12 protein-coding genes, 1 tRNA gene and 1 riboswitch are annotated in these 14,870 nt (G+C 41.7%); of the genes, 3 read left to right on the top strand and 10 right to left on the bottom strand.

The genetic code is table 11. The annotated features are described in order from the left end of the window. Positions 1 to 41: 41 nt before the first annotated feature. Positions 42 to 259, bottom strand: a riboswitch (FMN riboswitch). A gap of 40 nt (positions 260 to 299) precedes the next feature. Continuing rightward, positions 300 to 803 carry a tRNA (cytidine(34)-2'-O)-methyltransferase gene (locus TZ92_RS02120; RefSeq protein WP_033629317.1) on the bottom strand — a complete coding sequence of 168 codons (504 nt, stop codon included), beginning with the start codon at positions 801 to 803 and terminating at the stop codon, positions 300 to 302. Between the two features lie 399 nt (positions 804 to 1,202). Between TZ92_RS02120 and trkA the strand changes: the two genes are divergently transcribed. Next, on the top strand, positions 1,203 to 2,552 hold the full coding sequence (gene trkA / locus TZ92_RS02115; RefSeq protein ID WP_033629315.1) for a Trk system potassium transporter TrkA: 1,350 nt from the start codon (positions 1,203 to 1,205) through the stop codon (positions 2,550 to 2,552). 3 nt (positions 2,553 to 2,555) lie between these two features. Beyond that, entirely contained in the window at positions 2,556 to 3,995 is a 1,440-nt protein-coding gene (locus tag TZ92_RS02110) for a TrkH family potassium uptake protein (RefSeq protein WP_033629314.1), read from the top strand. 88 nt (positions 3,996 to 4,083) lie between these two features. Here the strand turns inward: TZ92_RS02110 and TZ92_RS02105 are convergent, their stop codons facing one another. The 5 genes from TZ92_RS02105 to TZ92_RS02085 all read right to left on the bottom strand — a co-directional run bounded on the left by TZ92_RS02105 (position 4,084) and on the right by TZ92_RS02085 (position 10,568). After that, entirely contained in the window at positions 4,084 to 5,013 is a 930-nt protein-coding gene (locus TZ92_RS02105) for an ATP-binding cassette domain-containing protein (protein WP_033629313.1), read from the bottom strand. Positions 5,014 to 5,023: 10 nt separating this feature from the next. Next, entirely contained in the window at positions 5,024 to 6,091 is a 1,068-nt protein-coding gene (locus TZ92_RS02100) for an ABC transporter ATP-binding protein (protein WP_033629312.1), read from the bottom strand. Positions 6,092 to 6,099: 8 nt separating this feature from the next. Beyond that, entirely contained in the window at positions 6,100 to 7,026 is a 927-nt protein-coding gene (oppC, locus tag TZ92_RS02095; RefSeq protein WP_033629311.1) for an oligopeptide ABC transporter permease OppC, read from the bottom strand. Beyond that, positions 7,026 to 8,522, bottom strand: a complete 1,497-nt coding sequence (locus TZ92_RS02090) for an ABC transporter permease (RefSeq protein WP_033629310.1) — start codon at positions 8,520 to 8,522, stop codon at positions 7,026 to 7,028. Before TZ92_RS02090 ends, oppC begins: the two co-directional genes overlap by 1 nt. Positions 8,523 to 8,588: 66 nt before the next feature. Then, entirely contained in the window at positions 8,589 to 10,568 is a 1,980-nt protein-coding gene (locus TZ92_RS02085) for a peptide ABC transporter substrate-binding protein (protein ID WP_033629309.1), read from the bottom strand. A gap of 299 nt (positions 10,569 to 10,867) precedes the next feature. Between TZ92_RS02085 and TZ92_RS02080 the strand changes: the two genes are divergently transcribed. After that, positions 10,868 to 10,938: transfer RNA gene (locus TZ92_RS02080), tRNA-Cys, on the top strand. Positions 10,939 to 11,071: 133 nt separating this feature from the next. On the opposite strand, the gene TZ92_RS02075 is transcribed toward TZ92_RS02080, so the two are convergent. The 4 genes from TZ92_RS02075 to murA form a co-directional block, all read right to left on the bottom strand. Next, the gene (locus TZ92_RS02075; protein ID WP_033629308.1) at positions 11,072 to 12,403 is read right to left on the bottom strand and encodes a hemolysin family protein; all 1,332 of its coding nucleotides are present in this window, start codon (positions 12,401 to 12,403) and stop codon (positions 11,072 to 11,074) included. A 135-nt stretch (positions 12,404 to 12,538) separates the two neighbouring features. Then, complete coding sequence (locus TZ92_RS02070; protein WP_033629307.1) at positions 12,539 to 13,363, bottom strand: DNA/RNA non-specific endonuclease; 825 nt, start codon at positions 13,361 to 13,363, stop codon at positions 12,539 to 12,541. A gap of 40 nt (positions 13,364 to 13,403) precedes the next feature. Next, a complete protein-coding gene (locus tag TZ92_RS02065) occupies positions 13,404 to 13,598 on the bottom strand; it encodes a DNA-directed RNA polymerase subunit beta (protein WP_000739700.1) in 195 nt (64 codons plus the stop codon). Continuing rightward, complete coding sequence (gene murA, locus TZ92_RS02060; RefSeq protein WP_033629306.1) at positions 13,585 to 14,868, bottom strand: UDP-N-acetylglucosamine 1-carboxyvinyltransferase; 1,284 nt, start codon at positions 14,866 to 14,868, stop codon at positions 13,585 to 13,587. Before murA ends, TZ92_RS02065 begins: the two co-directional genes overlap by 14 nt. Positions 14,869 to 14,870 lie beyond the last annotated feature (2 nt).

The following is a 14,870-nucleotide window of genomic DNA, read 5'->3' as shown; positions in this document are numbered from 1 at the left end:
GCAATTCATCAATAAACTCATCAGAACAGACAAAGCCATTCTTTCGTCTTCTCCCATCCAGACTATACTGTCGGTTGTGGAATCGCACCACATCAGCTTACGCTCGCGGACTTCTTTAACTAAGATATTTTGGATTAATCTAGGCGTCGCAGTCGAAGATAATACTTAAGTATATCGAGACAAGACAACGAAGAGTAAGCCAAAATAGCTAGTTAAAGTCACCGCCGGTCGGGAATTACACCCAGCCCTGAAGACCCCTTTATCATAACAAAAAACGCTTGCAAGTGCAAGCATTTTGATTATTTCAATTTATCTGCTTCATAGGTGTGAACAAGCTCAAGGCCTGCAAAATTTTGCTGACGGAGAGCTTCGTAGACGATCATGCAGACGGTATTAGACACATTGAGACTGCGAACGTGTTCATCATTCATGGGAATACGGAGTGCTTTCTCAGGATGTTCTCGCATAAAGTCCTCAGGCAAGCCCTTGTCTTCACGTCCAAAGAGAAAATAATGGTCTTCGTCCGTCGATAAATCTGCTTCAGAATAGACTTTTTCCGCAAATTTTGAAATCAGATAGAGTTTTCCCTTCATCTGAGACATGAAATCTTCCAAACTGTCATAAAAATAAATCTCTAACTTATCCCAGTAGTCCAAACCAGCTCGCTTCATCTTGCGATCATCAATGGGAAATCCCATCGGTTTGATGATATGAAGGGGAGAATTGGTCGCAGCGCAAGTACGCGCAATGTTACCTGTATTTTGTGGAATCTGAGGTTCAAATAATACAATGTGATTTGTCATGACTGGCTTCCTTTTATCATTGCAAAAAAATAGCCACACTGCCCGGAGTCAAGCTCAGCAAACAGCGTGGTTAAGGCATCGTTAACTTACCTCACAACAGGTTTGAAGTAAATCAGCGAAACTACTTTCTTAGTATAACACTTTCAGAATCATTGTCAATAGAAATGACTTGATTTTTTACTTTTTTTGATGATATTTTCATCTTTGGCCATTCCCTTTCTGAAAAGGTATGGTAAAAGAGCCAAATCGCTTCAAATCAGAGCCATCGTTATAGAAGTTAAACAAATGTAGCTTCAAAACGTGAAAAAGGCCTTTCTTCCCTTAAAAATCGCCTTAGTAAGTGCATTTTTTGCTAAAAAAGGGTATGATAGTTACATCATGAAAAAGTAGGTTTTTTATATGAAAATTGTCCTTGTTGGTGGAGGGAAAGTTGGTTTCGCCCTCTGTCGTTCACTGGTTGCAGAAAACCATGACGTTGTCCTCATCGAACAAGATGAGGCTGTCCTCAATCACATTGTCAGTCGCTATGATATCATAGGTCTCCTTGGAAATGGTGCTGACTTTGCCATCTTGGAGCAAGCCAGTGTTCAAGAGTGCGATATCTTTATCGCCCTAACCGAATACGATGAAGTGAATATGATTTCAGCGGTACTTGCTAAAAAAATGGGCGCTAAAGAAACCATCGTTCGGGTGCGAAATCCTGAATACTCTAATGCCTATTTTAAAGAGAAAAATATTCTTGGATTTTCACTTATTGTTAATCCAGAACTCCTAGCAGCGCGTGCGATCTCAAATATCATTGATTTCCCTAATGCCCTCTCTGTCGAACGATTTGCTGGAGGTCGGGTCAGTCTCATGGAGTTTGTTGTCAAGGATTCTAGCGGTCTTTGTCAAATGCCAATCTCAGACTTCCGTAAAAAATTTGGGAATATTATTGTCTGTGCTATGGAGAGAGATCATCAACTGATGATCCCAAGTGGTGATGTTATTATCCAAGACAAGGATAGGATTTTTGTTACGGGAAATCGTGTAGATATGATGCTTTTCCATAACTATTTTAAATCTCGTGCAGTGAAAAGCTTACTTATCGTTGGAGCTGGGAAGATTGCTTATTATCTACTCGGCATTTTAAAAGACAGTCGCATTGATACCAAGGTCATCGAGATCAATCCTGAAAGAGCTCGTTTCTTCAGCGAAAAGTTCCCCAATCTCTATATTGTCCAAGGAGATGGAACTGCAAAAGACATTTTGCTGGAAGAAAGTGCTCCCCACTATGATGCAGTCGCAACCTTGACTGGGGTTGATGAGGAAAACATCATCACCTCAATGTTTCTTGACCGTGTTGGCGTCCATAAGAATATCACCAAGGTCAACCGAACAAGCCTTCTAGAAATTATCCACGCGCCTGATTTTTCGAGTATCATCACACCAAAAAGCATCGCAGTGGATACCATTATGCACTTTATCCGTGGTCGAGTAAACGCTCAGTATTCAGACCTTCAAGCCATGCACCATCTAGCAAACGGTCAAATTGAAACTCTCCAATTCCAAATCAAGGAAGCTAATAAAATGACTGCCAAACCTCTATCACAGTTGAAATTGAAAAAAGGAGTTCTCATCGCAGCCATTATCCGAAAAGGAAAAACAATCTTCCCTACTGGAGAGGATATGCTTGAGGTGGGAGACAAGTTACTCGTGACGACCTTATTGCCAAATATCACCAAAATTTATGATTTGATTGAGAGGTAAAAAATGAATAAAAGTATGATTCGTTACCTCCTCTCAAAACTTCTCTTGATTGAGGCTGTTCTTCTCCTAGTTCCTGTTAGTGTAGCGATCTATTACCAAGAATCCAGTCAAGTATTTATCGCTCTCTTTTCTACGATTGGAATTTTAGTCCTTCTCGGTGGTCTAGGCGTTTTACGGAAACCGAAAAATCAACGGATTTATGCCAAGGAAGGGGTTTTAATTGTTGCCCTCTGTTGGATTCTATGGTCTTTCTTTGGTGGCCTCCCCTTTGTCTTTTCAGGACAAATCCCCAGCATCATCGATGCCTTCTTTGAAATCAGTTCTGGATTTACGACTACAGGAGCAACTATTCTGAACGATGTTTCCGTCCTCACTCGTTCCCTCCTCTTCTGGCGAAGTTTCACCCACTTGATCGGAGGGATGGGGGTACTCGTCTTTGCACTTGCCATTATGGACAATGCTAAGAATAGCCACTTGGAGGTGATGAAGGCTGAGGTCCCTGGACCTGTCTTTGGCAAGGTCGTATCCAAGCTAAAAAATACTGCCCAGATTCTCTATCTGCTTTATCTGGCTCTCTTCTCCCTTTTTGTGGTTATCTACTACCTAGCAGGCATGCCTCTCTATGATAGTTTTGTCATCGCTATGGGAACGGCAGGAACTGGGGGCTTTACCGTCTATAACGACGGAATTGCCCACTATGGTAGCTCACTCATCACCTATCTCGTTAGTATCGGAGTGTTGGTTTTTGGGGTTAACTTCAATCTCTACTACTACCTCATGCTCCGTCGGGTTAAGGCTTTCTTTGGAGATGAAGAACTACGAGCATATATCATCATTGTCCTAGTTTCTACAGGCTTGATTACGCTTAATACGCTCCACCTCTACCAAGGTGTCTCTAAGAGTGTTGAAATGGCCTTCTTCCAGGTTTCCAATATCATCACGACAACAGGTTTTGGTTACGGAGATATTACCAACTGGCCCCTCTTCTCCCAATTTATCCTCCTCTTCCTCATGGGAATCGGTGGATCGGCTGGCTCAACTGCAGGTGGTCTTAAGGTGATCAGAGGACTTATCCTCTCTAAAATCGCAAAAAATCAGATTTTGTCCACTTTATCCCCTCACCGTGTTTTGACCCTACACGTCAATAAAACTGTGATTGATAAGGATACCCAGCACAAAATTCTTAAATATTTTGCTATCTATATGATGATCATTCTTTCTCTCATCTTTATCGTCAGTCTTGATAGCAATGATTTTCTAGTCGTGACCAGTGCGGTCTTCAGCTGTTTTAACAATATCGGACCTATTCTAGGTACAACCTCGAGTTTTTCCATCTTTAGCCCCATCTCTAAAATCCTCCTCTCCTTTGCAATGATTGCGGGTCGCTTAGAGATATACCCAATTTTGCTACTCTTTATGAAACGTACTTGGTCTAAACGTTAATTACAATACAATTCCCCTTTTACAAGCTAGTAGAAGGGGAATTTTTCTATTAAAAATGAGAAGACCTTTTGGTCCTCTCCTAATTTGTTTATTCTTTAAGATCTTTCTTGTAACGAGCAAGTTCTGCTTGATTGGCCCAAACATAGTGACCTGGACGGATTTCCACCATAGACGGCTTGTCTGTCTCATAGTCATGTTGGTCAGGATCGTAAACTTTCAAGACTTTCTTGCGTTCCAAGATTGGATCTGGAATCGGTACAGCAGATAGAAGCGCCTGAGTATATGGGTGGACAGGATTGTTAAACAATTCCTCTGTCTCCGCCACTTCGACGATAACTCCCTTATAGATAACCGCGATACGATCTGAGATAAAGCGAACAACTGACAAGTCATGGGCGATAAAGAGATAGGTCAAGCCCAACTCTTTTTGGAACTTCTTGAGCAAGTTCAGGACTTGCGCACGCACTGATACGTCCAAGGCTGAAATTGGCTCATCCGCAATAACGAAATCAGGTTCCATCACAAGGGCACGGGCAATCCCGATACGCTGGCGCTGACCACCAGAAAACTCATGTGGATAACGGGTCAAGTGTTCTTTCAAAAGTCCAACTTCATGAATCATCTTTTGAACTTTTTCTTTTCGATCCTCTTCATCTTTAAACAAGTGGTAGTTGTAAAGACCTTCAGAGATGATATAGTCAACTGTCGCACGCTCATTCAAGCTAGCTGCAGGGTCCTGGAAAATCATCTGGATACGACGGATCAAGTCTGATGATTCCTTATGAGATTTTTTTCCATTAATCTTATGACCATCAAAGATGATCTCACCTTTACTAGTATTATTTAAACCAATAATGGCACGACCAATCGTTGTTTTCCCACTACCAGACTCACCAACAAGAGAGAAAGTTTCTCCCTTGTTGATAAAGAAGTTGGCGTTTTTAACCGCGACAAACTTCTTACTTCCTTCACCGAAGGAAATTTCTAAATCTTTAATTTCTACTAATTTTTCAGACATTTCCTTCCTCCTAGTCTTCTAGATGAGCAAAGCCCATTTTATCACGAATCTTGTCATGCAAATCTGCAATGACTCCAGGTTTTTCAACTTTAGGAGCATTCTCATGAAGCAACCAAGTCTTAGCCCAATGGGTATCACTAACTGAAAACTGAGGTGCTTTCTGTTCAAAGTCAATTTGCATCGCATAATCTGAACGAAGGGCAAAGGCATCACCTTTCAACTCAGTATAAAGAGACGGTGGTGTTCCAGGGATAGAGTACAATTCCCCTTTATCGTCAGCAAGCTGAGGCAAGCTAGACAAGAGACTCCAAGTATATGGATGACGTGGATCGTAGAAGACTTCCTCAACAGTACCGTATTCTACAATTTCACCAGCATACATAACCGCTACCTTATCCGCAATACTTGCTACCACACCAAGGTCATGGGTGATAAAGATAATGGTAAAGTGGTACTCATTTTGCAAGGTTTTAAGCAAATCAATGATTTGTGCTTGAATGGTTACATCAAGAGCCGTTGTTGGCTCGTCACAGATCAAGATATCTGGACGACAGGCAAGGGCAATCGCAATAACGATACGTTGGCGCATCCCTCCAGAATATTGGAAAGGATACTCTTCAAAACGTTTTTCAGCATCTGGGATTCCGACCTTGTTCATATAGTCGATTGCCATCTCTTTGGCTTCCTTAGCTGTTTTCCCTTGGTGTTTAACGATAACTTCAGTGATTTGGCTACCGATTGTATTGATTGGGTCCAAACTTGTCATAGGATCTTGGAAGATGGTCGCAATTTTAGCACCACGAATCTTCTCCCATTCCTTGTTAGAAGTAAGAGCGGTCAAGTCTTGTCCACGATAGTCGATGCTTCCTTGGGCAATACGTCCATTGTCTTCTAACATCCCTGTAAAGGTTTTTGTTAAAACAGATTTACCGGAACCGGACTCACCTACCAAGGCAAGAACTTCTCCTTCAATCAGGTCCAGAGAAACTCCTCGGATAGCCGTCAGAACTTTGTCACGAACGTCAAATTCCACGACAATATCACGAGCAGTCAAAATTACATTACTTTCTTTTGTCATGTCTACTCCTATCTATGTGTACGTGGATCACTAGCATCCGCTAGGTTTTGACCAACAACGAAGAGAGAAAGAGACACCAAGATCAAGGTTGTCAATGGAATCCAGAACAAGTAAGCGTTGGTCGTAACGTTTTGTGAGTAATCTGAGATCAAGCGTCCCAGACTTGGCACTGTTACAGGCAATCCCAATCCAAAGAAGGAAAGGAAGGCTTCATAAGAGATGAAGCTTGGCAACATCAAGGTCATCGTAGAAACAATAACAGATACCAATTGTGGCATGATATTTTTAACGATGATTTTAAAGGTTGGTGTTCCAAGTGTTTGAGAAGCAAGGTTGTATTCCAAGTCACGGTAACGCATGATTTGGATACGAATCATATAAGCAATCCCAATCCAAGTTGTCACACTCATGGCAAAAATCAGATTCCAGAAACCAGCACCGATTGAGTAAGTCAAGACAATGACAATCAAGAGAGATGGAATGTTTGAAATAATGTTATAAACTTCCATCATGACACGGTCAACAGATTTTGAAATTCCCCAGATTCCACCAACAATAACCCCAATTACAAGGTTGATAAAAGTTGCAATGACAGAGATGAGGATAGAGTTACGCGCACCAAACCAAACCCCGTCAAACAAGGATTTACCATTACTATCTGTACCAAACCAATGTTCAGCATTGGGTTTGATAAAACGAGCAGAAAAGTCATTGACCTTACTTACATCGTTAAAGTCAAAGTTTGAGAACATTGGATAAATAAAGCTCATCAAGATAATGGCAACCAAAATCCCCAACATAATGACTGTTGATTTTTTCTTTAGAAATTGTCTAAATACAGAACCCCAGTATGAATAGGCAGGGGCGTCAATTGTTTCAGAGGCAAAATCGTCACGTTTTACGAACTGAAATTTTTCTTTTCCGATTGTTGACATTATTTGCCTCCTTTCTCTGTCAATTTAATACGTGGATCAAGCATGGTCATCCAGATGTCTCCTACAAAGAGTGAGAAGATAGAAATACATGTGAAGATGAAGACAAGACCAACTACCATTGAGTTGTTTGATGCCTTAACAGAGTCAATCAACATTTTACCCATACCTGGGAAAGCGAAGACCGTTTCTGTCAATGTTGCACCACCGATAACCCCGATTACAGCACCAGGAATACCTGAAACCAGTGGAACCATGGCATTTTTAAAGATATGTTTGTTTGAAATTTCTTTTTCAGACAAACCTTTTGCACGAGCAAAACGAACGAAGTCCTGAGATTGCAAGTCGATCATGTAACGACGAATCCAGATAGCTGTACTTGGTGCACCCAGCAAACCTAGAATGACTGCTGGTAAGACATAAGAACGCCAATCTCCAGCTCCCAAGATAGGGAATGAGTCAGGCAGACCAATTGATGATCCAATCAAGCGGACGATATAAACCAAGGCAATCGTTGGAAGTGCAAGCAAGAAGGTTAGAGCACCTGTCGAGAAGCTATCAATCCAAGTATTCTTGTGGCGAGCCATAGCAGATCCAAGTGGAATCGCAATCGCATACGAAATAATCAAACCAATCAAACCAGCAACCGCTGAACTTGCAATCATTGATGGGTATTGGTAATTGCTTTCTGTAGCCGTGTAAGGATCGTCCTTGCCATAGTTTGCCACCTCACGTGCGTCTGCTTGACTTGGTGATTTGTAGGTACGAGAGTAGATATCTACAGATGAAGTCTTTTTACCTGTAGGGAATTGAACTTCTGATGTCTTAGTTTGTCCCTGACCTTGGGTGATAACTTGAAGCACTGGTGTGTTTGCATAAGTTGGGTAAGAATCACCTAAGTTAACGTTCACAAAGTTTTGGTGTACAAATGGGAATTGGTTGTTGAAATACAAAAGATACTTATGTTTTGTACCTGAACCAACCAATGACCAACCGATAGCAGGGTCATTTTCAAAACGAAGATAGCGTTGCAAGTTTGGATTTTCAGGGTCTTGAATCTTGTTTGTATGATCAATATCAATCAAGTTGGCATAGAATTTGAAAACACGTTCAAAAATCGGAATTTCACGCGTAGCATAGAATTGACCACTTTCTGAGAATACACCTAGCGTCCAACCATTTCCTAGTTGGTTGATGTATTTTTCGTAGATTGCCTTGTTGGCATCGTTGGCATCTACTGTTACAGATGAGTCCATTGTGCTAGCTTTTTCTTGCAACTCCTTGGTATCGTAGTACTCGATATAGCCCATCCGCTCATAAACGGTATTTTCATAATTGTCTCGTTTATCTGGCGTCGTTGCAATCTTGTTATAGTTGGTATCCTGCTTGAAAATCAATTTTCGAGGAACCATCGTATAAATAATTGTGTATGTCAATGTTGTCACCAAGAAAATAGACAACAATGAACGCAATACACGCATAAAAATATATTTCTTCATATCGTTTCCTTTTAAAATCCCAAAAGAACCTTCTCCTCATGGAGAGAAAGTTCTCTTGAGAGTTATTTATTTAACGTGATTTGTCAATTCTTTTTGAACTTTTTCGTTTGATTCTTTTTTCTCTTTGAGCCATTTCTCACGAGCTTGTTCATAGTCAGCTTTTGTTACAACCTTATCTTGTAACTGAATATACTTGAAGTATACGTCTGAGCCCTTATCTCCAGATTGGCTGTATGATGCTGTGAATGGTACAACACGAGAAATGAATGGTGCAGCACCACTTGATGACATAGCTGGCAAGAAGAGGGAGCTGTCTGTCAACCAAGCTTGAGCAGCCGCATATTTTTCATAACGCACATTCAAGTCATTGGTTTCTTTTGCAGCTTCATCAACTAACTTATCGTATTCCTTCAAACCAACTTGGGCAGCTGCTGCATTTGCTGGATCATCATAACCCATGTAAGTTTTTGTTTGTTCGCTGTTAGTTGTTTTCAAGATATCAAGGTAAGTTGATGGATCTTCATAGTCTGGGCTCCATCCAACTGCTCCTGAGAGATCCCAATCTTCTGCTGCAGCGTTTGCGGCATAGTATGTGATATTGTGCAACTCATCTTTAGAAATTTGTTGAATATCAATGACTACGTTTCCTTCACCAAGTACTGTTTCAACGGATTGTTTGAAGGATTGAATACGAGCAATAAGACCCTTATTTGTTTGGTCAACTGGAATATCCAAGTGGATAGGGAATTTCACACCTTCTGCTTCCAAAGCAGTCTTAGCTTTGGCAAATTCAGCTTTGGCTTTATCGGCGTTGAAGAGTCCATCTTGACCATCCGCAAAGTTAACATTCTTCCACTCATCACCGTAAGCAGCCATCTTTTCAGTTACCAAGTCACCGAAAGTTTTTTCACCTGCAGAGACAAAACCTGGTTTCACAAAGAGGTTACGAACTGCAAGAGGAGCACCTTCTTTACCATTAATTTGTGCTGAGTAAGAAGTACGCTCAAAGGCGAAGTTCAAAGCCTGACGGAAGTCCTTGTTAAGAAGGGCTTTCTTGGTAGAAGTCTTCTCTTCATCAGTTGTTTTAGAAGTGTATTTGTAACCTTGACGGTCAATATTCACACCCAAACCAGCAATACCAGGTCCTGATGGAGTGTAGTAGATATTGTCTTTGTATGTTTCTTCTACCTTAGAGTAGTTTGAACTTGTTGGGAAGAGACGAGCATAGCTATAGGCTCCACTTGTAAAGTTACGTTCAATTGACTCTTGGTCTGATCCATCATAGAAAGCAAGGGTTACTTTATCAATGTGAACATTATCTTTGTCCCAGTAATTTTCATTCTTAGCGAATTCAATAGAAGATTTAGCAGTCAAACCTTTCAGTAAGAACGGACCATTGTAAAGCAATGATGTAGGGTCAGTTGCTTTGGCAAAGTCAGCCCCTTTTGATTTTTCAAAATCTTCGTTCAATGGCCAGAAGATTGAGTAGGCTAGCTTAGAGTTCCAGTATGGTTCTGGTTTGTTCAAAGTGTATTCAAGGGTATAATCATCAACTGCTTTTACACCGACTGAAGCAAAATCTTTATTGTTTCCAGCTTTATAGTCAGCTAGACCTTTAACTGAATCTTCTGCTAGATAAAGTGCTTCAGACTTGTTATCAGTTGCGTGTTTCAAGCCATTTACAAAGTCTTTAGCTGTCACTTCAGCATACTCTTCGCCATCTGATGTCATCCATTTGACACCCTTACGAATCTTGTAGGTATAAGTCAAACCATCTTTTGAAACTGACCAGTCTTCTGCAACTGCAGGGACTAGGTTCCCATACTTGTCGTTTGTGAAAAGACCATCGATACCATTTGAAGTGGCAACCTTAGTACTTTGTTTCCCTGAAATGAGGTAATCCAAAGTTTCTGGGTCAGCTGAATAAATATAGCCATAATTTTTTGGCGCTGTAGAATCAGATGATTTTGAAGAACCACAAGCAGCTAAAACGCCAGTTGCTAATAGGGCAATTCCTGCTGCGACAAATACTCTACTTTTTTTCATATTGTTAACTCCTCTTTGAAAAATTTAGGCTTATTGGAAATTATAACATATATTTTTTAAAAAGTAAACGAATTTTCAGAATATTTAGGCGCATTTCCTCAAAAAACTTCTATTTGTCAAAATTCTTGCATTCTTTGTTTGTTTCTGCAAGAAATACTTTCTAGTCTGACCCTCTTTAGAATGGGATTTTTACAAGCTTTTTCTCACTTCTTCGATCATCATCTGTTTTCCTAAATTGGATTTTAGAATAAGAAACTATTGACGGGAAATGATTTTCAAGGTATAATAATAAACGTTGAGGCGGTATAGCCAAGTGGTAAGGCACGGCTCTGCAAAAGCTTGATCGTCGGTTCAAATCCGTCTACCGCCTTTCAGTACCTGAATTAACAGGAATTAACCAAATGAAAAGCTCGTAAAACCGGGCTTTTTTAGTATTCCTAATAAGTGGGGATAACTGAACCTACCATCTAGATTTACAAAAAGCAGTGACTCAAGTCACTGCTTTATTCTGTTTCTTCTTCAGGTTCTAGTTCTGTGATTTGAACTTTTACCTTGGTAACACGTCCATTTTTCACCTTATCATTGGTCAGGACGATTTGCTTGTTTTGACTGACCAGTTCATAACTGATTTTTTCAGTTGTTGGAATCGTACCAACACCCGTCAAATAATAACCGGCGATGGTATCCACATCATCGCTTTCTAGTTCGACACCAAAGTAGTTATTGAAGTCGTTAAGATTCATGGTTCCCTGTGCAATATAGGTGTCCTCACCGATTTGATGGACTTCGATTTCTGCTCGGTCTGTCTCATCGTCGATTTCTCCGACAATCTCCTCCAGCAGGTCTTCCAGTGTGACCAGTCCAGCCATACCACCGTATTCATCGAGCAAAATGGCCATTTGTCTTTGGGTATTTCGCAATTCTTTTAGCAAGTCATCCACAAAAATAGTTTCAGGAACAAAGAGTGGATCTTGTAAGATCTTCTTCCAGACAATGTTTTCAAAGCCATCTGCATAGGCAGCGTTTAGCAAACGCTTGGTATGAATCAAACCAATCACATTGTCCTTATCCCCATCATAAACAGGGATACGTGAGAAATTTTGCTTTAGAATACTTTGGATAATGGTTTGACTATCATCCTGAATATCCACCATAAAGGCATCCGTCCGAGGAACCATGACTTCTCTCGCCATCAGCTCATCTAGAGAGAAAATCCCTTGTAACATCTCGATTTCGTCTGCATCCAAAGTTTCCTCACTTTTGGTCAACATGTACTCAATTTCATCTCGAGTCATTTTTTCATCCGCATCATCAAAGGTCATTGGCGTTAAACGACTCAAGAGATTGGTTGAAGCAGATAACAACCAGACAAAGGGACTGACAATCTTCCCAAGCCCAATGATAATCGGAACAGAGCGAATGGCTAAGGCATCTTTTAGATTAAGGGCAATCCGTTTAGGATAGAGTTCACCAAAAACAATAGAGATGTAGGTCAAGAATGCCAAAGAGAGGAAACTTGCAATGGCATAAGCTGTTTCTCCATTCCCCATCCAAGAGGCAATTACTTGTCCAAGTGTATCTGCCAATTTTGCCCCTGACAAGATCGTGATCAAGGTGATACCGACTTGAATGGTTGATAAAAAGTGGTTAGGATTTTCAAGTACCTTTAACAAACGAATGTAACGTTTGTCTCCCTCTTCTGCCTTTTGCTCCACTCGGGAACGGTTTAGTGACACCATCGCCATTTCAGTGGCTGAGAAAAAAGCATTTAACAGGGTCAAGATAAATAACAATACAAACTGTAGCAACAAATTCTGACTGCTCGGGTCTTCCATAGTCCTTCTCCTAAAATAGTATCTTGTGTTCCATTATATCATAAAATCCCTCAGGATTCACATTATTTTTCATTTAAACAACAACTCCCCTGCCTCTAGAAGACAAAGGAGCTGTTTTTATAGTATCTATTGTTTCTAGTCCATCTCTGTTACTTGACCCGTTTGGTAATTAAGCTGGATTCCCTTTTGAACATTGGGGATTAGGACATTGAACTCCAATTCGCCATCTGAAGACTTGGCTTCGATTTGTGAAGCCGATGGAACTAGGTCCTCATTTGTTGCATAGTGGAGCGTCACCCGATAACGGACCCTCTTATTTTGGTCCAAGGCTTTTCTGACCAAACTCTCATAGTAGTTCTGACCTGTCGAATCTTCAGCCTGTGCTTGGTTTGCCCAAGCCGTCTGAACTGCAATATTCTTGGGATTGCTGGTAGAGGCATCAAAACCATCCAAACCACCTATCAAGGCATAGCCCAGCAGATGTCCTCTATCAACTGCATGTGTGTAGGCTCCCTTTAGATTCTTAACCTGATGCCATCCTGGTGGCGTCCAAGAGGTTGAGCCATTTCCAGTCTCTTCACGATTCTTATACTGCCGAGTCGCTTTGGATAAGATGGCATTGGCAACAGTTGGAACTGTTTCTTTTCCCACTGTCTTTGTTTTATTATCCGCATAGGGTTTGCTGGAAACCTTGGCATCTAGATTGGTTTTATTGCCATTGACAATGAAGGCCCCTGCTCCATTCCACTCGAGCCCCCCCTTGATTTGATTTTTGATTGACTCAGTTAAGACACTTTCAGCCAGCTCCTGACTGGGAGCTTCTGAAGCTTGTTTTTTCTGACTAACCTTGGTTCTAGGGGTGTTTGGCGCTGTCTGCATCTGCTTGATGTAGTAGCTTCCAGCAGCCAAGAGTAAGAATAGAAGTAACCCTATCAGAGCTTGTCTTGTTTTTTTGTCCATTTTTCTCCTTATATCTCTAGAAAAAGACTGGCCTCCCAGTCTAATTTCCTGTAAATTTACTAATCAATTCTTGCCATTTCGCTGGAGACAAAATCGCCCATGGATCCTGTCCCTTTCCTAGAATCCCGTAGCCAATCATCAAGCCGATTCCTAAGGCAAGGAATCCCAGCAAGAGTACAATAAAAATCAACAGTAAGCGACGGAGTACATAACGTATATTTTTATTCTTCTTCATCATTTGCCTCAATCCGCTGAATCTTCGCTCCTAGCTGAGCCAACTTCTCATGGAAGCGGTAGTAACCTCTGTCAAGGTGGACTAATTTACCAACAACTGTCTCTCCTTGCGCTACCAGACCTGTCAGAATCAAGGCCGCACTAGCACGAAGGTCCGTTGATAGAACTTCTGCCCCCTGTAAAGCCTGTCCCCCAACAATACGAGCTGTGTCACGGATAATCTCTGAGTGCAAGCCCATACGGCGCATTTCCTCCAAGTGTTGGAAGCGATTCTCAAACACCGTTTCCACCATGGTGGATTCCCCTTTTGCGACTGTCATAAGAGCTGTAAATTGCGCCTGCATATCTGTTGGGAATCCTGGATGTGGTAAGGTTTTTACATGAACAGCCTTGAGATTTTCAAGTTGAGAACGAATACGAATGCCTTCTGATTCCTCTGTCACTTCAACGCCCATTTCAAGGAGTTTTGAAATCAAGGGGCGATTGTGTTCCCAGACTGCATCGCGAACGAGGACATCTCCGCCAGTCATAGCTGCAGCCACCATAAAGGTTCCGGCTTCGATACGGTCCTGTACCACATTGTGGGTCGTACCATGGAGTTCCTCAACACCAGTCACTGTGATGGTTTCGGTACCAGCTCCCTTGACCTTGGCTCCCATTTCATTAAGGAGAATAGCAAGGTCAACAATTTCCGGCTCACGCGCAGCATTTTCGATGACCGTCACACCATCAGCTAGAGTCGCTGCCATCATCAGGTTTTGTGTTGCGCCAACACTTGGGAAGTCCATGTAGATATGAGCACCATGCAGGCGTTCTGCCTTGGCTTCGATGTAACCAGCTGTCTGGGTAATCTTTGCCCCCATAGCTTCCAAACCTTTGAGGTGGAGGTCGATTGGACGACTCCCGATGGTACATCCCCCTGGCATAGAAACTTTGGCATGGCCTACACGAGCAAGGATTGGTCCCAAGACAACGATGGATGCCCGCATCTTGCTGACATACTTGTATGGAGCTTCCTCCGTGATATCACCAGTCGCATCAACCTCGACAACATGAGCTTCCTCATCAAAGTCCACCTTGGCATTCAGACCTCGAACCACTTGATTCATGGTGAAAACATCTGACAAGATTGGGACGTTCTGCAAGACTGTCTTACCCTTGCTTGCTAGAATTGTCGCTGCCAACAAGGGCAAGACTGCATTCTTTGCTCCCTCGATCGTCACACTCCCGACCAGACGATTATCTCCGCCTTGAACCACAATTTTTTCCATAG

The organism is Streptococcus oralis subsp. oralis (assembly GCF_000960035.1).
Taxonomy (GTDB): Bacteria; Bacillota; Bacilli; order Lactobacillales; family Streptococcaceae; genus Streptococcus; species Streptococcus oralis_G.
Note: the sequence above shows the minus strand (reverse complement) of the source record. Positions and strands in the feature narration are given on the sequence as shown.

Excerpts from the sequence above, each read along its gene's own strand:
- TZ92_RS02120 (WP_033629317.1), bottom strand. The coding sequence starts at position 803 with ATGACAAATCACATTGTATTATTTGAACCTCAGATTCCACAAAATACA.
- trkA (WP_033629315.1), top strand. The coding sequence starts at position 1,203 with ATGAAAATTGTCCTTGTTGGTGGAGGGAAAGTTGGTTTCGCCCTCTGT.
- TZ92_RS02110 (WP_033629314.1), top strand. The coding sequence starts at position 2,556 with ATGAATAAAAGTATGATTCGTTACCTCCTCTCAAAACTTCTCTTGATT.
- TZ92_RS02105 (WP_033629313.1), bottom strand. The coding sequence starts at position 5,013 with ATGTCTGAAAAATTAGTAGAAATTAAAGATTTAGAAATTTCCTTCGGT.
- TZ92_RS02100 (WP_033629312.1), bottom strand. The coding sequence starts at position 6,091 with ATGACAAAAGAAAGTAATGTAATTTTGACTGCTCGTGATATTGTCGTG.
- oppC (WP_033629311.1), bottom strand. The coding sequence starts at position 7,026 with ATGTCAACAATCGGAAAAGAAAAATTTCAGTTCGTAAAACGTGACGAT.
- TZ92_RS02090 (WP_033629310.1), bottom strand. The coding sequence starts at position 8,522 with ATGAAGAAATATATTTTTATGCGTGTATTGCGTTCATTGTTGTCTATT.
- TZ92_RS02085 (WP_033629309.1), bottom strand. The coding sequence starts at position 10,568 with ATGAAAAAAAGTAGAGTATTTGTCGCAGCAGGAATTGCCCTATTAGCA.
- TZ92_RS02075 (WP_033629308.1), bottom strand. The coding sequence starts at position 12,403 with ATGGAAGACCCGAGCAGTCAGAATTTGTTGCTACAGTTTGTATTGTTA.
- TZ92_RS02070 (WP_033629307.1), bottom strand. The coding sequence starts at position 13,363 with ATGGACAAAAAAACAAGACAAGCTCTGATAGGGTTACTTCTATTCTTA.
- TZ92_RS02065 (WP_000739700.1), bottom strand. The coding sequence starts at position 13,598 with ATGAAGAAGAATAAAAATATACGTTATGTACTCCGTCGCTTACTGTTG.
- murA (WP_033629306.1), bottom strand. The coding sequence starts at position 14,868 with ATGGAAAAAATTGTGGTTCAAGGCGGAGATAATCGTCTGGTCGGGAGT.